Source organism: Bacillus sp. AFS017336 (assembly GCF_002555445.1).
Classification (GTDB): domain Bacteria; phylum Bacillota; class Bacilli; order Bacillales; family Bacillaceae_G; genus Gottfriedia.
The window spans coordinates 190,763-210,091 of sequence record NZ_NUCO01000020.1 but is presented as its reverse complement, the minus strand read 5'-3'; the positions used below and the strand labels follow the sequence as shown (position 1 = coordinate 210,091).

Annotated in this window: 19 protein-coding genes; 10 read left to right on the top strand and 9 right to left on the bottom strand. The window is 33.4% G+C overall.

Going from position 1 to position 19,329, the window contains the following annotated elements:
- The first annotated feature begins 31 nt into the window (after window positions 1-31).
- From CN601_RS11155 to CN601_RS11135, 5 genes are all read left to right on the top strand, one after another.
- Window positions 32-727, top strand: coding sequence for a response regulator transcription factor (locus CN601_RS11155; RefSeq protein ID WP_098171077.1), 696 nt, complete (start codon window positions 32-34; stop codon window positions 725-727).
- Entirely contained in the window at window positions 720-2,081 is a 1,362-nt protein-coding gene (locus CN601_RS11150) for a sensor histidine kinase (RefSeq protein ID WP_098171076.1), read from the top strand. Before CN601_RS11155 ends, CN601_RS11150 begins: the two co-directional genes overlap by 8 nt.
- Before the next feature lie 472 nt (window positions 2,082-2,553).
- Window positions 2,554-3,918: an aspartate kinase gene (locus CN601_RS11145; RefSeq protein ID WP_098171075.1), complete on the top strand. Its 1,365-nt coding sequence runs from the start codon at window positions 2,554-2,556 to the stop codon at window positions 3,916-3,918.
- A 73-nt stretch (window positions 3,919-3,991) separates the two neighbouring features.
- Complete coding sequence (locus tag CN601_RS11140; protein WP_179865523.1) at window positions 3,992-4,492, top strand: Lrp/AsnC family transcriptional regulator; 501 nt, start codon at window positions 3,992-3,994, stop codon at window positions 4,490-4,492.
- Window positions 4,489-5,691 (top strand): aminotransferase, encoded by a 1,203-nt coding sequence (locus CN601_RS11135; protein WP_098120049.1) that lies wholly within the window; start codon window positions 4,489-4,491, stop codon window positions 5,689-5,691. The genes CN601_RS11140 and CN601_RS11135 overlap by 4 nt, the downstream gene beginning before the upstream one ends.
- A gap of 43 nt (window positions 5,692-5,734) precedes the next feature.
- Here CN601_RS11135 and CN601_RS11130 read toward each other — a convergent pair whose 3' ends face one another.
- The 8 genes from CN601_RS11130 to CN601_RS11095 form a co-directional block, all read right to left on the bottom strand.
- On the bottom strand, window positions 5,735-6,490 hold the full coding sequence (locus CN601_RS11130; protein WP_179865522.1) for a sirohydrochlorin chelatase: 756 nt from the start codon (window positions 6,488-6,490) through the stop codon (window positions 5,735-5,737).
- Between the two features lie 33 nt (window positions 6,491-6,523).
- Window positions 6,524-7,309, bottom strand: a complete 786-nt coding sequence (cobA, locus tag CN601_RS11125; RefSeq protein WP_098171073.1) for a uroporphyrinogen-III C-methyltransferase — start codon at window positions 7,307-7,309, stop codon at window positions 6,524-6,526.
- Window positions 7,310-7,325: 16 nt separating this feature from the next.
- Complete coding sequence (locus CN601_RS11120) at window positions 7,326-7,544, bottom strand: DUF3906 family protein (RefSeq protein ID WP_098171072.1); 219 nt, start codon at window positions 7,542-7,544, stop codon at window positions 7,326-7,328.
- Window positions 7,545-7,560: 16 nt separating this feature from the next.
- Complete coding sequence (locus tag CN601_RS11115) at window positions 7,561-9,183, bottom strand: nitrite/sulfite reductase (protein WP_098171071.1); 1,623 nt, start codon at window positions 9,181-9,183, stop codon at window positions 7,561-7,563.
- Between the two features lie 11 nt (window positions 9,184-9,194).
- The gene (gene cysC / locus CN601_RS11110) at window positions 9,195-9,791 is read right to left on the bottom strand and encodes an adenylyl-sulfate kinase (RefSeq protein WP_098171070.1); all 597 of its coding nucleotides are present in this window, start codon (window positions 9,789-9,791) and stop codon (window positions 9,195-9,197) included.
- 12 nt (window positions 9,792-9,803) lie between these two features.
- On the bottom strand, window positions 9,804-10,955 hold the full coding sequence (sat, locus tag CN601_RS11105; RefSeq protein WP_098171069.1) for a sulfate adenylyltransferase: 1,152 nt from the start codon (window positions 10,953-10,955) through the stop codon (window positions 9,804-9,806).
- 78 nt (window positions 10,956-11,033) lie between these two features.
- Complete coding sequence (locus CN601_RS11100) at window positions 11,034-11,735, bottom strand: phosphoadenylyl-sulfate reductase (protein WP_098171068.1); 702 nt, start codon at window positions 11,733-11,735, stop codon at window positions 11,034-11,036.
- Between the two features lie 163 nt (window positions 11,736-11,898).
- A complete protein-coding gene (locus tag CN601_RS11095; protein WP_098120057.1) occupies window positions 11,899-12,042 on the bottom strand; it encodes a YezD family protein in 144 nt (47 codons plus the stop codon).
- 308 nt (window positions 12,043-12,350) lie between these two features.
- Here CN601_RS11095 and CN601_RS11090 point away from each other — a divergent pair, with 308 nt between their 5' ends.
- The 3 genes from CN601_RS11090 to CN601_RS11080 all read left to right on the top strand — a co-directional run bounded on the left by CN601_RS11090 (window position 12,351) and on the right by CN601_RS11080 (window position 16,163).
- Window positions 12,351-12,776 (top strand): divergent PAP2 family protein, encoded by a 426-nt coding sequence (locus CN601_RS11090; RefSeq protein WP_098120058.1) that lies wholly within the window; start codon window positions 12,351-12,353, stop codon window positions 12,774-12,776.
- A gap of 254 nt (window positions 12,777-13,030) precedes the next feature.
- Window positions 13,031-15,262 carry an MMPL family transporter gene (locus tag CN601_RS11085; protein WP_098171067.1) on the top strand — a complete coding sequence of 744 codons (2,232 nt, stop codon included), beginning with the start codon at window positions 13,031-13,033 and terminating at the stop codon, window positions 15,260-15,262.
- 265 nt (window positions 15,263-15,527) lie between these two features.
- Entirely contained in the window at window positions 15,528-16,163 is a 636-nt protein-coding gene (locus tag CN601_RS11080) for a peptidylprolyl isomerase (RefSeq protein WP_098171066.1), read from the top strand.
- A 77-nt stretch (window positions 16,164-16,240) separates the two neighbouring features.
- Here CN601_RS11080 and CN601_RS11075 read toward each other — a convergent pair whose 3' ends face one another.
- On the bottom strand, window positions 16,241-16,633 hold the full coding sequence (locus tag CN601_RS11075; protein WP_098120106.1) for a rhodanese-like domain-containing protein: 393 nt from the start codon (window positions 16,631-16,633) through the stop codon (window positions 16,241-16,243).
- Between the two features lie 106 nt (window positions 16,634-16,739).
- On the opposite strand from CN601_RS11075, the gene CN601_RS11070 reads away from it, so the two are divergent.
- Together CN601_RS11070 and splB are read left to right on the top strand one after the other, a co-directional pair.
- On the top strand, window positions 16,740-17,573 hold the full coding sequence (locus CN601_RS11070) for a lipoate--protein ligase family protein (RefSeq protein WP_098171065.1): 834 nt from the start codon (window positions 16,740-16,742) through the stop codon (window positions 17,571-17,573).
- A gap of 667 nt (window positions 17,574-18,240) precedes the next feature.
- Window positions 18,241-19,266 (top strand): spore photoproduct lyase, encoded by a 1,026-nt coding sequence (gene splB, locus CN601_RS11065; RefSeq protein ID WP_098171064.1) that lies wholly within the window; start codon window positions 18,241-18,243, stop codon window positions 19,264-19,266.
- Window positions 19,267-19,329 lie beyond the last annotated feature (63 nt).

Below are 19,329 nucleotides of genomic sequence, written 5' to 3'. Positions count from 1 at the left end.
GGATAAAAGAACTAGGTAAAGAGGATAAACGATGAGAATATTAATGGTTGATGATGAAATTTATATTTCAGAGGCAATTGCACAAGTTTTAAAGAAAAATCACTACAGTGTCGATTTAGCAGGTGATGGTGAGTTTGGACTAGATTGTGGACTGTCAAATATATATGACATTATTATTCTAGATATCATGCTTCCTAAAATGGATGGCATTCAAGTACTAATAGAATTACGCAAAAATGGAATTAAGACGCCAGTCATTTTGTTGACAGCTAAAGGCGATCTTACTGATAAAATAAGAGGTTTAGATAGTGGTGCTGATGATTACCTAGCGAAGCCATTCCACACTGATGAACTTCTTGCTAGACTTAGAGCATTAGGACGACGAAAAACAGAGTTAATAAGAGATGGTATTCTTACTTATGAAGATATTTCGCTTAATCAAAAGATGTTAGTTTTATGCTGCAGAGAAAATGAAGTTAAGTTGACTTTAAAAGAGTTTCAACTGTTAGAGTTGCTTATTAACCGAAAAGAAGCAATTAGCTCGAAAGAAATTATTATCGAAAAACTTTGGGGTTATGACACAGATACAGATGATCGTCATGTTGAAGTACAAGTATCACTTTTACGAAAAAAGCTAAGACAGGTTGAATCAAATGTTTCAATAGCAACAATTCGAGGTGCAGGTTATTTTTTGAAAAATGATAAAGCTGGAGAAAAATATGTTTAAGAAACTCCGTAATAAATTTCTGCTTATTAATATGTCAGTTATCTCATTAGTAATGCTTGGAGCTTTTTCAATTATCTACATTATGACATATAACAATATTCAAAATGAAAATAAAAAAAAGCTAGACGCTCAGACTGAAAAACTAATTACGTTTCAAAAAGAATTTAAGAATAAAGAAATTGGATCTGAATTAAAAAATAAAATTGAAGAAAATGGACAGGCTGAAACGAAGAAAGAAGTTACAAATATAATTGGTGCGGGAGGAATTGTTACACAAAAAATTTCTCTAGGGGATTCGGTTTCTTTTAGTGTGGAAGTTGATTCAAATGGTAATGTTGTAGAAGGGCATTCATTTATTTCAATGCCTACTGAGACATTTAAAAGGGCTACAGAAATTGCATGGGAAAATAAAAAGAACTTCTCGACTTTCACATTAGATGGGAAAAAGTGGCAATATATAATAAAACCGTCAGAGATGATTGTTAATCAAATGAATGAACAACCACAAATAATAAATAAAGTAACTTTAATTAATTTTTTAGATGTTACAGAGTCTCATAAAGCACTATTTAAGCTTTTGACGACATTAATAAGTGTTGGACTAATCACGCTTATTGCTATTTATTTTATCAGTCGATATTTCGCAAATCGAGCCATTGAACCGATTGCTGAAGCTTGGAAGAAGCAAAATCAGTTCGTAGCAGATGCATCACATGAGTTAAAAACACCATTAGCTATTATTAATGCTAATTATGATGTATTAATGGCTAATCAGGATGAAACAATCGAAAATCAGCAAAAATGGTTTAACCATATAAGAGTTGGCTCAGATCGAATGACAAAATTAATTAATAACTTATTAACTTTAACTAAAATGGAAGAAGCAATTGATGAAGTAGATTGTAAGATGTTTGATCTGAGTAAAGAAGTATATGAAGTGATGATGTCAATGGAAACAGTTTTGAAGGACAAGGAACTTACATTAAATCATGCCATTGAATCAAATATTATGATCGAAAGTGATTTAGAAAAAATTAAGCAACTAATGATTATTTTATTTGATAATGCAGTTAAGTACACAAATGAGCATGGAAAAATTGAAGTAAACCTTATAAAAGTAAAACGACATGCGAAGTTTACGATAAAAAATAGCGGTAAAGGAATTTCCGGAGAGGATTTGCCAAAAGTATTTGATCGCTTCTACCGTTCAGATCCCTCAAGGGTACATAAAACAGAAGGGTATGGACTTGGTTTATCAATCGCACAATCAATTACGAATCGTTTAGGTGGTACTATATCTGCTTCTAGTATAGAAAATGAATACACAGAATTCACTTTACTTCTAGAGCTATAATAGTATGAGCTCCCTATTTTTAGTAATCTCCTTTTCGTAAAGAGATTGCTAAAAATAGGGAGTTTTTTATTTAACATATTTTTGAGGTAGCAGTTTAAATTTTATGAAAATATTTTTAAGTGGATTTTTATACAAAATTATTAAGCGTAGCTATCGGAATCAAAAGTAAAATTGCGAGATAGCGAGGAAGAAAAAACAGGCAACTTTTATGAGCCAGCTGTATGCTTGTTCAAGTATTCCCTTTATCCTACCTTTTTTCGGCTGCACTACCATATACCTATTAATTTCAGTGCTTCCTATGAGCTTCCTTTTTCACTAGAGTGAATAAATACCCATAACAAAGCTAAATTCTTTTTGTGGAATACTAAAATTTCCCAAAAATCTTTTTAAATAGTGTTGATTTTTTCTCGTAATAGGAGGATAATTGTAGCATTATTTTAACTGAAAATTAACTTAATTAGGGGTAATAAAAATGAAAATCGTAAAATTTGGTGGGTCTTCATTAGCCACTTCTGAACAAATTGAAAAAGTATTTCAGATTGTTACATCAGATGTTGAACGTAAAATTATCGTTGTATCTGCACCAGGTAAAAGATTTCCAGAGGATATTAAAGTTACCGATTTACTAATTAATTGCGCACAGCTTGCTCTACAGGAAAAGGATTATTCTAAAGAATTTGATCAAATCATTCAAAGATATTCTGAAATTGCAAATGGATTAGGAATACATGCGGATATTGTGAATGAAATTTCACTAGGTATCGAACTTTCGATTAGTAGTAAAAGGGACGATCCTGCAAGATTTCTGGATGCTGTTATGGCATGTGGGGAAGATAACTGTGCTAGATTAGTAGCTTCTTATTTTCAGTTAAAAGGACTTGAGGCTAGTTACATTAATCCAAAAGAAGCGGGTTTATTTGTAACAAATGAACCAGGACATGCCCAAGTTTTACAGAAAAGCTATGATAACTTATTCAAATTGAGAAAAAAATCAGGAATACTCATTTTCCCTGGATTTTTTGGCTATTCAGAAGACGGGCATATCGTTACATTCTCACGGAGTGGATCGGATATTACTGGATCTGTTGTGGCAAATGGAGTTAAAGCTACACTGTATGAAAACTTCACAGATGTTGACGCAGTTTTTTCTGTTAATCCGGCGATTATAAAAAATCCTAAGGAAATTAAAGAATTAACTTACCGAGAAATGCGAGAGCTATCTTATGCAGGCTTTAATGTATTTCATGACGAAGCATTGATTCCCGCCTTTGAAGCTGGCATTCCAGTAAACATTAAAAATACGAATAATCCCGTAGGTCCTGGTACACGAATTGTAAAGGAACGAGCATTGTCAAACGGTCCTTTAATTGGTATTGCTAGTGACAATGGATTTTGTAGTATTTATATAAGCAAGTATTTAATGAACAGAGAGATTGGATTTGGTCGTAAATTATTGCAAATTCTTGAAGATTATCAAATTTCATATGAGCATCAGCCAAGTGGAATTGACGATATTTCAATCATCATTCGTCAAAGTCAATTATCAGAGGAATTAGAGTTTGAAATTATTAAACGAATCCAAGATGAATTAGACGCAGACCATGTCGTAGTTGAAAGGGACCTTGCATTGATTATGCTAGTGGGTGAGGGTATGCGTCATAATGTTGGTACTACTGCAAGAGCGAGTCAAGCATTAGCAAGTGCAGGGATCAATATAGAAATGATAAACCAAGGGTCATCAGAGGTTAGTATGATGTTTGGCGTAAAATCATGTGATGAGAAAAAAGCTGTTCAAGTGATTTACGAAGAATTCTTTACAAATGTGTCATCTAACTAAAATATTAAAATATAGATGAATAGAATAAACAACTGAAGGTTATTCCAGAAAAATTGGAATACATAAGGAGTAAATGAAAATGACAGAAAAAGAAATACAATTATTACAGTGTATCGAACAAAATGGTCGATTAAATAATGATGTTTTGGCAAAAATGATTGGAGCTACAGAAGAAGAGGTAGCTCAAATATTAACGAAGTTCGAAAATGATCGTGTTATTCTTCAATATATTACGCTTATTGATTGGGGTAAAGTGCCAGTTCAAGAAAGTATAACTGCAATGATTGATGTGAAAGTTGCACCAAAACGCGGGGTTGGCTTTGATGAGATTGCAGAAAAAATCTATTTATACCCAGAAGTAAAATCAGTTTATTTAATGTCAGGAACATATGATTTATCAGTTGTAGTTGAAGGGAAGACAATGACATCAATCGCTTCATTTGTATCTCAAAAACTTTCAACTTTAGAATCTATTTTATCAACAACTACCCATTTTATTTTAAAACGATATAAGCATGACAGTATTGTATATGGTCAAAAACAAAGTGATAAGCGTATGGTGATCACGCCATGAGTAAATTTAATTTATCAAATACAGTAACTTCACTACAACCATCAGGGATTCGTAAGTTTTTTGATTTAGCGGCTAGTATGGATAATGTCATTTCACTTGGGGTAGGTGAACCTGACTTTGTCACGCCTTGGAACGTAAGAGAAGCAAGTATTTATTCATTAGAGACTGGACATACGGCATACACTTCAAATGCTGGACTACTAGAATTACGTGAGGAAGTAAGTCGTTATTTTGCAAAGAAATTTGATGTACATTATAGTCCAGAGGAAGAATTAATTATAACTGTAGGGGCAAGCCAAGGGATTGATATTGCATTAAGAACAATTTTAAATCCAGGGGACGAAGTAATCGTCATTGATCCATGCTTTGTATCATATGCGCCTCTTGTATCACTAGCTGGTGGTGTTCCAGTTCATTTAGCGACGACGGGAGAAGAGGAGTTTAAAATTAATCTCCAAGCGTTAAAAAAGAAAATTACACCGAAAACAAAGGCAATCTTACTTTGTAATCCTAATAATCCAACAGGTACTTTATTAGAAAAAGAATTATTAGAAGATTTAGCTATATTTGTTAAAAAGCATAATTTATTAGTTATTTCGGATGAAATTTATGCTGAACTTGTTTATGATGGCGAATATACAAGCTTTGCAAATATTGATGGAATGAGAGATCATACAATCTTAATCTCTGGATTTTCGAAAACATTTGCGATGACAGGTTGGCGTTTAGGAATTGTTGCGGCACCTTCGGACATTATTTCCCATATGCTTAAGGTACATCAATATGCAATCATGTGTGCACCAACAATGTCTCAGCATGCAGCGGTTGAAGCACTTCGTAATGGAGATCATGATGTAGAAGCTATGAGACGAAGCTATATGCAACGACGTAATTTCCTTGTTCAATCGCTACAAGAAATTGGATTATCATGTCATAATCCTGGTGGCGCATTTTATGTTTTCCCATCAATTCAAAATACTGGCTTAACATCAGAGGAATTTGCTGAACAATTATTATTAAAAGAGAGAGTAGCGGTCGTCCCGGGAAATGTTTTTGGGGATTGTGGTGAAGGATATATTCGATGTTCTTATGCAACTTCATTAAATCAATTAATTGAAGCTACAAAAAGAATTAATCGTTTTTTACAAACACTGCCAACTTACAAACCAACAAATTTCTTGAAAGTTGAAAGTAAATAATAAAAGTAAAGCTCTTGTTCTTTCATAGAAGGAACAAGAGCTTTTATTTTGCCACAGTGATTAATTGTTTTGCTTGAGATTCATGAATTCTATCAGTAAAAATTGAAGTAATTAACGGGTCATATCCTAATGGTTCACATAATATCCAGTTATTTTGCATAGCTAGAGGTAGCGTTTTTTGTTTATGCTTTATTTCATTCATAAGCGTTCCTGAAAAAAATAAATAAGGTACAATAATAACTTGATTATTTTTTTCGTTCATTAGTTGATTCCAAGCTTCATGAATAGTTGGCTTTGAAACAGCCATAAACGCCGGTAAAACAGGGTGATTTAAATTAACCTCAAGTAGTTTAACAATCGAATTAAAATCTTTGATGGTTAGTGGATCACTACTTCCTCGTCCAACTAACATAATTTTGGTTGGTTTAATTAAATTCTTCGCTTTTTCATTTATGCGTTTTTTAATTAATTCAATCATATTTTGGTGAATGCCAATTGGTTCAGCTATATTAATCGTAATGTCTGGATATACCTCTTGAAATTTTGCAATTTCTAGAGGTATATCCACCTTTGCATGATTTGCAGAAAGGAGTAAAACCGGCAATACTGTTACCGATTTTGCTCCTTTACGCAAACAATTCTCTAATCCTACTGAAATTGATGGTTCAGCGAGTTCGATGAAACTAATTTCTTGTACTTTGCAATCAATTTGCTTTTGAACTTTTTTAACAAATTGTATGGCAGAATGGACAGCCGATTTTACACGGCTTCCATGACATACATATAAGATTGCATCCATTGTAAAGCACCTCATTTCATGCTAGGCGAGAATTTAAAGACTAGAATAATTAATATTTTTATGGTCAGCTATAGCGTTATATTTCGTTTCAAACCATTGTAATTGATGATGTAAGTGAACGACCTCTCCTACAATAATCATACTAGGGTTTGTTATTTTTTCTTTTTCAACATCTGTTAAGACATTTTTTAATGTACTTATGACAGTTCGCTGTTGTTCAGTAGTACCGTAATGAATTAGTGCAACAGGGGTATCTTGATGCTTTCCATTTGAAATTAGTTGATGACGAATATATGGTAAATTATTAACTCCCATATAAATTGCTAGAGTATCGATGCCTTTTGCTAAAGCTGCCCATTTTACAGTATCCTCTTCTTTGCAATGCCCTGTTACAAATGCAAATGAACTACTGTAATCGCGGTGGGTAACAGGTATGCCGGCATAAGCTGGAGCTGCTATACCTGAAGTAATACCAGGAACAATTTCAAAGGAAACACCACGTTCAACAAGATAAGCTGCTTCTTCACCACCGCGACCAAAAATGAACGGGTCTCCACCTTTTAATCGAACAACGTTTTTTCCTTTTTTAGCATATTTCACTAGGAAGGCATTTATAGTTTCTTGCTTCAATGCATGGTAGTTTGGTAGTTTACCAGCGTATATTAACTCGACGGATTCTTTTGCATAATCTAGTAGTTCCTTATTGACTAATCGGTCATATATAATGACATCTGCATTTTGAATGCACTTTAGTCCTTTTACAGTAATTAGATCAACATCCCCTGGCCCAGCTCCAACTAAATAAACTTTTCCAATCATTCCACACACCTCATTATTATCGTTTACTTAAAACTTCTAAATCTAAAACAAATCCACCACTTTGACTAACTTTCTTTTTTTCATACATTAGTAGATCTTTAACGTCTGGTTTTTTTACATAAAACTTTTCAAGTTCAGTATCAACTAACTTAAATGCTTTTTCATCATCACTTGCTAAAATAACAATAGGTACGACACGGCTTTGGATTGTTGCTTCAAATCGATATAAAAACATATGTCACCGTCTTTCTTTAAGATGCTTTAACAGTTTCAAGAATAGCTGTTAAATGATTTTGCAATTCTTCAATTCCAACTCTTGATACATAATCTAAATAAGGTTCAGAAGGTAGTTTATTTTGACTAAAGTGCTGCAAGAATTTTTCTAATACAAGATGTAGGGCAGGGGATTCAACCTTACCTTTTAATTTTTCGTTTAATTTACCACCGTTCGCTAATGTACCACCTACGTAAATTTCAAAAGCTTCTACTAATTCTTTTTTCTCATTACGAGCTTTGATTCCTTGAAGACCTATATCCGCGATTGCTCTTTGACCACAAGAGTTAGGGCAACCGACCATATGAATTCTGACAGGGACATCTAATGTGATTTTTTCATCTAAATAAGAAGCAGTATCCTTCATACGAGCTTTTGTTTCCACTAATGCTAAGTTGCAATATTCATTTCCAGTACAAGCGACAGAGTAGCCAATGAATTTTGGAGGCACTGGCGTGAATTTTTCAAGAATAGGTTCCTTTAATAGTTCATCAAGATTTTCTGTTGGGATATTTGGCAAAATTAAATTTTGTGAATTACAATTTCGTATTTCACCATTACCATATCTTTTTACGATTCTAGCTAATTCAAAAACGTCCTTAGAATGTAATCGTCCAACAGGTATACTTAATCCCACATAATTTAGTCCTTCTTGCTTTTGTGGATGAACTCCGTAAAAATACCCTGCATTCCATGACTCCTCAAAGCCTGTTCCTTTCGTTAATAGCTTACCTGTGTATCCTTCTAAAACTTCTTTAAACTTCTCAACTCCCCAATCAGCGACCAAAAACTTTAAACGGGAGTGATGGCGTTTTTCACGATAGCCAAAATCTCTAAAGATTGTTGTAACAGCTATTGAAACTTCTTTAACTTGATGTGGTAGTACGAATAGATCTAGTTCTTGAGCTAAATGTGGAGCGGCAGAAAGTCCACCACCAACTTTTACATGGAAACCAGAAGTTTCTTTTCCATCAATCTCTTTAATTGCAGGAACAAATGAAATACAGTTAATTTCTGCATTGGATGCATTACTTTTATTCGTACTAATCGACATTTTATATTTTCTAGGTAGATTAGAGAAATCTTCATTAAACTGAAAAAATTCATAAATTTCCTTCACAATTGGTGTAGTATCAAATAATTCATTTGGATCGATTCCTGCAAGTGGATTTCCAACGATATTACGAGTAATATCACCGCATGCACCGGAACTAGAAAGCCCAACTTTTTCTAAACGGGTGAAAATATCTGGTATTTGATCAATTGTTAACCAATGAAATTGGATTGCTTGACGAGTTGTAATGTCATAAACATCTCGACCATAATCACGAGCGATTTCAGCTAATGTTACAAGTTGATCATGCGTTAAAATACCAGAAGGAACATTTACACGCATCATAAAATATCCGGCTTCTTTTGGTTTTTGTAAATAGCATCCAGCCCACTTGAACATATCCCATTGATCCTTTGGAATGGATTCAAACCCATTTTCAGCATAGTAGGGGATGTCATCATAAATTTTTAGTCCATCTTTAACGAGTTTCTTTTTTTCAGTTTCATTTAACTTAAGATTGTCTTTCCATATTTTTTCAAATGCCATCGAACATCACCTTACCCAATATAATTTTTACTCTTTAAAAATTGAAGTACTGTTTCAACACATTCTTGAACGGATAGTTTATCTGTGTTTAATGTAATTTCTGGATTTAATGGAGCTTCATACGGAGAACTGATGCCCGTAAAGTTTTGAATTTCACCATTTTTTGCTTTTTTGTAAAGGCCTTTCGGGTCTCTACTTTCACATGTCTCAACAGAGCACTCTACATAAACTTCAATAAATTCATCTTGAGCGACTAATGACCGCACTATATTTCGATCAGCTATAAAAGGGGAGATAAAGGCAGTTAAGACAATTTGCCCATTATCTACAAAGAGCTTTGCTACTTCACCAATACGACGAATGTTTTCAGTTCTGTCATGATCAGTGAAGCCAAGATCGTTATTTAATCCGTGGCGAATATTATCACCATCTAAGACGTACTGTTGAACATTAAGGTTGAACAATGCTTTTGCAATTTCATTAGCAATAGTTGATTTCCCTGAAGCCGATAATCCTGTAAACCATAAAATAGCGCTGTGGTGATTGTTTTTGAAACGGCGATCTTGTTTTGTAATACTTGCTTGGTGCCAAACAATATTTTTAGACATTTAAAATTTCTCCTATTCTGCTGAAATTGATTGAGGTTCTTTCAATCCCTCTATTAATACTTCAACAATTTCTTTCCTACTAAAAGCTGAAGGAGGAACTTCACCGTTTTTCAGCATTTCACGAACCTTCGTACCAGATAAAGTTACATGGTGCTCACTACCATGCGGACAAGTTTTTGTTGAACCCATATTCTCGCATTTTGAGCAATAGAAACTATTTTCAAAGAATAAGAGATTGATTCCTAATTCATCCTGTGAAAAGTTTTGAAAGATTTTTTGTGCATCATATGTTCCATAGTAATTACCTACTCCAGCATGATCACGGCCAACTATAAAATGTGTGCAGCCATAATTTTTTCTAACGATCGAATGGAACACAGCTTCTCTTGGGCCCGCATATCGCATAGCGGCAGGGAATACAGCTAAAAATACTCGGTCTGTTGGGTAATAGTTTTGGAGTAATACTTTATAGCTTTTCATACGTACTTCCGCAGGAATATCATCCGATTTTGTCTCACCAACTAATGGGTTTAAGAACAAGCCATCTACGATTTCAAGTGCAGTTTTTTGAATATACTCATGTGCACGATGAACTGGATTACGAGTTTGAAACCCAACAATTTTTTTCCAATTTAATGACGCAAATTTTTCTCTCGTTTCTTTTGGACTTAAATAATGCTCAGTGAACTTAGTACGATTAATTTGTTTAATAACAGTTACTTCTCCACCTAAATAAACATCACCACGAGAATACATTTTCGCAACTCCAGGGTGGTTTGTGTCAGTAGTTCCATAAACAAACTGTGCTTCTAGTAACTTATTAGGTGTATAAATATCTTCAATCGCTAACAATGCATACACATCATTTTCCCAAGTAAGTTTCACTACTTCACCTAGTTTTAGCTTACTAGCTAATTGACCATTTACAGGAAGGGTAATTGGAATACTCCATACTGTTCCGTTTTTTAATCTCATTGTGCTTACGACTTGCTCATAATCATCTTTTCCTAAAAATCCAGTTAGGGGACTATAAGCACCATTTCCAATTAGCTCGAGATCACTTAAAGCAATTAAATCTAAAGGGATTTCTTTCAGACCATCTCTAACAGCTACTTCTGGATAAAATCGATTAATTAAGACTCCACCGTGAGGGGCTAAACTCATTTCTAAACACTCCTTATATTTTCCTAATTTAATAGTTAGTAAGAATAAAATTTAGTTTTTTAGCATCTAATAAGACAACTAGTCATGTAAACCGCATTCTGTTTTATTTGTTCCTGACCAACGTCCAGAACGACTATCTGAAGAGTTCGAAACAGGCAATGTACAAACCTCACAACCAATGCTCGGATAACCTATATCATGTAATGGATTATATGGAAGGTTTTTGTAATATACATATCGCCAAACTTCCTTCCAAGTCCAATGAATTAAGGGGCAAACCTTTATTGAATTGAACTTTTGATCTAGATTAAGAAATTCTGTATTCTGCCTAGAAGGTGATTGTTCCCTTCTTAAGCCTGAGATCCAAGCTGGAGCACCCTTTAGAGCTTCTTGAAGAGGTAGGATTTTGCGAATATTACAGCACTTATTCGGTTCACGCTTCCATAGCTCATCTCCGTGAATGCTTGCTTGTTCTTCTAAAGTAAGACTTGGTGTTTTCTTTTCGATTTGTAAGTGTGGATATTTTGCTTGGACACGGTCTATTAATTCATATGTTTCTTTAAAATGTAGGCCGGTCTCTAAAAATACAATCTTTGCATCAGGCTTAACTTTTGAAATTAAATCAATTAATAAGATTCCCTCAACACCAAAGCTACAAGCATAAATTAGCTCATCACCATAGGTTTTGTAAGCCCACTCAAGTACTTCAAGTGCACCTTTAGTTTCATTATCAATCGAAAAGCTAGGAATATTTTTCTCATTCCAATTTTCAAACTTCATTTTCTTTCCTCCAATTGACTAAAGAGAGTAGAGCGGAAAACCGATCTTTTTCAAAAGAAAGTTTATTTCCATTCAAGTTATCCTAAAAAGAAAAAGGCAGCCCAAATCTACAGTTTCGTAGACTTGAGCTGCCTCTAGTTTTTCTAGTCAGCAGGAACACATTTTACTTTAATCGTATTTTTTCTTGCTTTTCTACTTGAATAATTCTCCCATCTTGAACGACTAATGTGATTGTTCCAAATTTTAAACCACTAAGTAACGATTCCACGACCTCAATGATGGGTTTTAAGTCGTTGGCTTGGCTCATGGGCTTCCTCCTAGATATTAATTACAACTAAGTCTATCAGAATTGTATGAATTGTCAATTTGAAAAATGATAATTTATTAAAAAAATTTAGGGGCGATCGTTAAAGGCAAGAATTTCAAGTCAATGAGATAGAACATTAAAGTCAGAAAATGCAAGTGGAATATTTTATACTACGCTACTATTGCCCAGATTACGAATTCCTTATTTCTGACTTAAATATCAGTTCTTTTACAAAGTTGGTGAATATACAATTACTTAAGGAAGATAATAATGGAATAATAATTTTTTGTATTTAGAGGAGGTACGTTTTGTCGATACTTCATAACGAACCATTGGTTTCAGCGGTGATCGCGTGGTTTATTGCACAGTTCTTAAAGGTTATTATTCATTTGTTTAAAGAAAAGGACTTTGATATATCTAAGTTTTTTGCCTCTGGTGGTATGCCAAGTTCACATTCTTCTACGGTGACAGGATTAGCACTGAGTGTAGGGTTAACAGAAGGCTTTGAAAATGTTACTTTCGCAATCTCAGCGATTTTTGCGACGATTATTATGTATGATGCTTCTGGGGTTAGACTTGCAGTTAGTAAACATGCAAAGTTATTAAATGATTTTTTTCATGGGAGAATAAAAAATTATAAAGCATTAAATGAATTAGTAGGTCATACTTCATATGAAGTTGTTGTCGGTGCAATATTAGGCATAATCGTTGCTATATTTGTTTCAAAATTTTAGCGCTCAAATATAAATCAATTTGATTTATATTTTGGGCGTTTTTTTATCATCTTAAGAAAGAATAAATATGCAGTTAAGAAGGACACTCGTCGTAGTCACACAAATTACACTTACGACTCGGTCTTCACTTTAAGGTCCATCAATTTTTGCGAGTTTTCTTTAAAAATTCTTATGTCAAAATATAAAATAAATAGGCGAATTTACACTAAAGTTTGATAAAATATTGGTAGGATATGTAAATAAGGAGTGGAAAGATGAAAAGTACAGTAAATGAAAATAGTGCTTGGAAAAAGGTGGGTCGTTCGATATATCAACTTCGATATTTTATCATAGCAATATTAGCCGTGATTTCAATTTTTTTAGGTGTCTATTCTAAACATTTACCGGGCATTTTGGATGGGGATGGATTTAGAACACCTGGGGAATATGAAAAAGCTAAGAATGTATTGGAAAAAGAATTTGAACAATCACCCGACTCACTAATCATAATTCTTGAACGGAATAAAGGGGTAACCGATGCTAAATTCCAATCTGAAATTGAACGTGTCGTTAAAGAAGTTCAAAAAGAAAAGAATATAGCACAATTTCATCATCCTCTAAATAATCCAAGTATGAAAAAGAAGAATATCGCTTACTTATCTTTTTTATACAATGAAAAGGACCATGATAAGCTTGTTGATCTAAATAATAAATTTGCAAAAAAAGTAGAGTCCTTGTCAGATGATTCTGTGAAAATAGGTACAACTGGATTTACGATCATTAGTGATGTTATGAATAAAACTAGTCAAAAAGACTTAAAGAAGGCTGAAATGATTGGTGTTCCAATTGCGTTTATTGTACTATTTTTTGCATTTGGAAGTTTAGTTGCATCTGCTATTCCAATTATTATTGGTATGATTAGTATTTTAAGTACTTTTGGTATATTAGCCTTTATTGGAAAACATATTGAATTGTCAATCTTTGTATTAAATGTTGCACCGATGATTGGATTAGCACTATCAATCGATTTTGCACTGCTATTCGTTAGTCGTTATAAAACTGAATTACAGAATCATTCAACAGTGAAGGAAGCTATTAGTGTCACATTTGCAACAGCCGGCAGAGCGATTATTTTTTCTGGAATCTGTGTATTTATAGGTTTATCGGCACTTTATTTCATTAATATTGATTTATTTAGAAGTGTTGCAATCAGTGGCGCAGTTGTAGTTTTAGTTAGTTTATTTTTATCATTAACATTACTACCAGCTGTACTTTCAGCTCTTGGTAAAAATATTAATAAAGGTACGCTAAAATCGATTGCGAATCGAAGCCAAGACCAACAACAAGCAGTTTGGAGAAAATTTGCAAATTTCGTTATGAAAAGACCAGTCATTATGGCTCTAACATCGTTAATCATATTAGGTCTTTTTGTCATTCCAATTAGAGATGTGCACTTAAACATACCGACGATTGACGCATTACCGAAGGATGCAGCATCGCGAATTAATTATGAAAAATATCAAAAAGCGTTTCTTCCAGAAGCTCAAAAGCATGGGACAATTTCAATCGTATTGGCATCTAAAGATGATTTCTTAAATCAAGATCATTTAAACACCTTAGAAAACATACAGAAAAAACTTGAAAAAGATCAGAATGTTTATGAAGTAAAAAGCGTGTTGAATGCAGTTAATTTAGATGCAAAGCAAGTATTACCTGCTTTAAAAACTCCTAGTGCTTCAAAAATTCAGCCAGCGATTGATGCTTATATTAAAAATAATAAAACATATATACAAGTTTTCCTGAATTCTAATCCGAAATCAGAAAAAGGGAAGCAATGGGTACGAGATTTTGAGCATAAATATAAAGGAAAAATTGAAGGCCTTAACTATACTGTAGGTGGTCAAGTTAAATTCGAACAAGAATTATTTGATGAGATTACAGATAATATTTTATACGGTTTACTTGTCATTATGGTAAGTACTTTCATCATATTAATGATTGCTTTTAGGTCAATTATCATCCCAATCAAAGCAATACTAATGAATGTATTATCACTAAGTGCAACTTTTGGAATTATTACGTGGCTATTCCAGGGTGGGAAATTTGGATTACCTCAATCTGATATTATGTTGATTTTACCAGTGTTTGTCTTTGGATTAGTTTTTGGCTTAAGCATGGACTATGAAGTATTTTTAATGTCAAGAATGCAAGAGTTATATTATGAATCTGGAGATAATACTTATTCGACTAGAGAAGGTTTAGTATCGACGAGTCGTATTATTACATCAGCAGCGTCCATTATGATCGTTATAACTGGAGCATTTGCTTTTACTGATATGGTACCGGTAAAACAAATGGGAATCGGTATCGCAATAGCTATATTCTTGGACGCTACAATCGTTCGCTTAGTCTTAGTTCCAAGCTTAATGCAGTTATTTGGAAAATGGAATTGGTGGTTTCCATTTAGTAAAAACAATATCGAAGAACGATCGAAAAAAGTTGTGTAAATTAAAAAGGAAACTGCTATTCATTTAAAGATGGATAGTAGTTTTTTTGTACTGTAAGAACTCTAAATAGGGAAAGATGAAGAAAATCGATGTGGTTTCCAATTTTATATGTCTGTCTTAACCTTAAATCGATCCAGTCGGCGAATTTTCATTAAATTTATCGGAAGTTGTCTATCTGTGTAAAAATTCCCAATTTTTTGAAACCGTAGAAAATAAGTGGTCAAATTTGGTAAACTATAATTATGGAAAGAGGGGAGAAGTAAAAATGTTAAAAAGATCTTTTAGAGCAATTTTAATAAGCTGTCTTGTATTAACGATTAGCTTATTAGCCGCATGTGGTAACAATAATGATAAGACTGCAAAAGGGAATAAGCATGTGAAAAACCCAATTGCAACGATAACTGTAAAGGATTATGGTGTCATTAAAGCTGAATTATATCCTAAAATTGCGCCAAATACAGTAGATAATTTCATTTCACTAGCAAACAAAGGGTTTTATAATGGTTTAACGTTCCATCGAGTTGTTAGAGATTTTGTCATTCAAGGTGGAGATCCAGAGGGAACTGGTAACGGTGGTCCAGGATATACTATTAAAGGGGAATTTACATCAAACGGTTTTAAAAATAATTTAAAACATACAACAGGTGTATTATCAATGGCAAGAACTGGTGAACCTAATAGTGCTGGTAGTCAATTTTTCATAATGGCTAATGATACACCAGACCTTGATGGACAATATGCATCATTTGGTAAAGTGATTGAAGGAATCGATATTGTTAAAAAAATCGATGAAGTTGAAGTAGATTCAATGGAAAAACCTGTAACTCCTGTAGTAATCGAATCAATTAAGATTGATACAAAAGGTGAAAAATATAGTAAACCGAAAACTCAAAAAGAATAAGCATATGTAATAATTACATAAACGTAAAAAACTACTTCCTATAATGAAGTAGTTTTTTTATTTACATTAAATGTAGATTATAAGCCTTTTTTTACTTTACCAGACCAAAGCTTGAAGCCGCCTTTAAGTTGGTAAAGCTCCATTACGCCTTGTTTACGTAAAATACGTGCAGCTTGTCCAGGACGAACGCCCATTTGATCGTATAAATATACTGCCTGATCTCTACGAATTTCTTTTGAACGCGTTTTTAGTTGTGCGAACGGAATATTACGAGCACCTAATATATGGCCGTTCTTAAAATCTTCTTGATCGCGTAAGTCAATTAGTTGAGCTTTACGTAAGCCAGCACGAAATTCTTCCTCAGTTAACGTTTTAATTAAACGTTTTTGGTAGAAATACATTACTGTTGAGTATACAATGATACCTAGTACGACAAAAATTACTGGTAAAAACTGATTCAAATTTTTCATCACCTTTCAATTACCTACTTATCTTATTATAATTCTCTAATAGGATTGTGCAAGAAACTTTCATTAAAAAAGTAAAATTTTAAACAAAAAAGAGGAGTTTATCAACATGGCAAAGACTAAGTGGAACTTTATTAATAGTGGAGTGAAATCTGGTAGCTATAATATGGCACTTGATGAATGCTTAATTAAATGGCAAAGTGAAGAAGGCTTTCTACCAACCTTACGTTTTTATGAATGGGAAAATCCTACTGTCACAATTGGTTATTTCCAAAAGAATCAAGAAATTAGTTTAGATGCATTAAAAAAATACAATGGTGACTTCGTTAGACGACAAACTGGTGGTAGAAGTGTACTACATCATGAAGAACTAACTTATAGTGTAATCGTTCCAGAAAGCTATCCGAATATGCCTGTATCAGTAACTGAAGCATATAGAGTTATTTCAATGGGAATTTTGGAAGGGTACAAGCTTCTAGATCTAGATGCATCGTTTTCAGTACCAAAAACTGCTGAAGAAAAAAATCAACTTAAAAACCCAGCAAGTGCAGTATGTTTCGATGCTCCATCTTGGTATGAAGTCGTAGTGAACGATAAAAAAATTGCTGGAAGTGCTCAAACTAGACAAAAAGGCTCAATTCTTCAACACGGGTCAATTCCATTAAATATTGATGTTGATATGCTATATGACCTATACATTTTCTCTTCAGATGCCGTAAAAGAGAAAATGAAGAAAAGATTCTTAGATCGCGCAACTTGGATTAATGCAGAAAGTGCAACTCCAAAAACAATGGCGGATCTATACGAAGCATTTGAAAAAGGATTTGAAATTGGACTAGACATTGAGTTAGTTCCATATGAATTAACAGAAGCACAAGAAAAAGAAGTTCAAGACCTACTAGCTACAAAGTATAGCACTGAGGAATGGAACTTACGTAAATAATTTTATATGTAATAGGTAGTTTTGAGGAAAGCCTTTTTGGCTTTCTTTTTTTTGTGGGGATTAAAGGGGTAACAGGGCAATGGTGCAAATTAACCTGGAGATTCAATTATAAAAGTGATAAGAGCAAATAAAAAGGACAAAGCAGCAAATAAAACCAGCTGAACGCAAATACCAGTGAAATAAGTGCTAATAAACAATGAAGTGCAAATAAACATGAAGTGCAAATAAGCAGGGCGAAAGTGCAATTAAAAATAGGAAAAATGCAAATAAAATCCGAGAATCGCAATTAAAAATGATAAAAGTGCAAATAAAACAAAAATATACCCATACCCCTTAGGGTATTGCAGTGTGATTCGTACTTAAATCAAGTCATCTTGACCTTTAAAATTTATTTGAATGGCCGATTTAAGTGTAATTTGAAGAAAAATCGGTTCATTTTAAAGAAAAACATTTAGTATTACTTTAAAAATTTGCAAATCAGTTAAAAAATACATGTAATGCAGTTGTTTTCATATGCAAACAGCTTACAAAACAAAAATAACCCTTAAACCCCAAGCGGTGCGCTACAAATAATAAAAGAACATCAAAATGAGCTTCCTACCATTTCCAATGTTTTATTTTTAATTGGGGTCAATACTAAGCAATAACGTGGAGAAGGGGTGATTGGATGAAACCTTTTGTACCAAAACTTGTTTATTTTGAGCCTCAAGCTTTAGAGTATCCTTTAGGTAGGGAGTTAAAAGAGAAATTTGAGAAAATGGGGCTAGATATTAGAGAAACGACTTCCCATAATCAAATTCGTAATTTACCTGGTGAGAATGATATTGAAAAGTATCGTATTGCAAAATCAACTTTAGTTGTTGGATTACGTAAAACATTAAAATTCGAGACTTCTAAACCTTCTGCGGAGTATGCTATTCCACTTGCTACAGGTTGTATGGGACATTGTCATTATTGTTATTTACAAACTACTCTTGGTTCAAAGCCGTATATTAGGGTTTATGTTAATTTAGAGGATATTTTCGCACAAGCAGAAAAATATATGAAGGAGCGGGAGCCTGAGATTACAAGGTTTGAGGCAGCGTGTACTTCGGATATAGTAGGGATTGATTATTTAACTCACTCGCTTAAGAAAACAATTGAATTTATTGGACAAACTGAGTTTGGTCGTTTACGATTTGTAACGAAATTTCCACATGTTGATCATTTACTCGATGCAAAACATAATGGGAAAACAACATTTAGATTTAGTATAAATTCTAGGTATGTTATTAAAAATTTTGAACCTGGCACAGGTTCTTTTGATGAGAGAATAGAAGCTGCGAAAAAAGTTGCGCATGCAGGTTATCCATTTGGTTTTATAGTGGCACCTATTTATATGCATGATGAGTGGGAAGAGGGCTATGAAGAGCTCTTTATTCGGTTGAAGGATGCATTAGGTGAATTGGCCGATGAGAAAATGACGTTTGAGCTAATTCAGCATCGTTTTACTAAGCCTGCAAAAAAAGTGATTTTAGAGAGGTATCCTAATACGAAGCTTGAGATGGATGAAGAGAAAAGGAAATATAAATGGGGGAAATACGGAATTGGAAAATATGTTTATCAAAAGGAAGAGGCTGCTTCAATCGAAGAGACAATCTCCAGCTATATAAATAAATATTTTCCGAATGGTGAAATTCAATATTTTACTTAAATGTGTATCTAATTAATAGGTACACTCTTTTTATTTTTGACATATTCTTATACAGTAGGACTA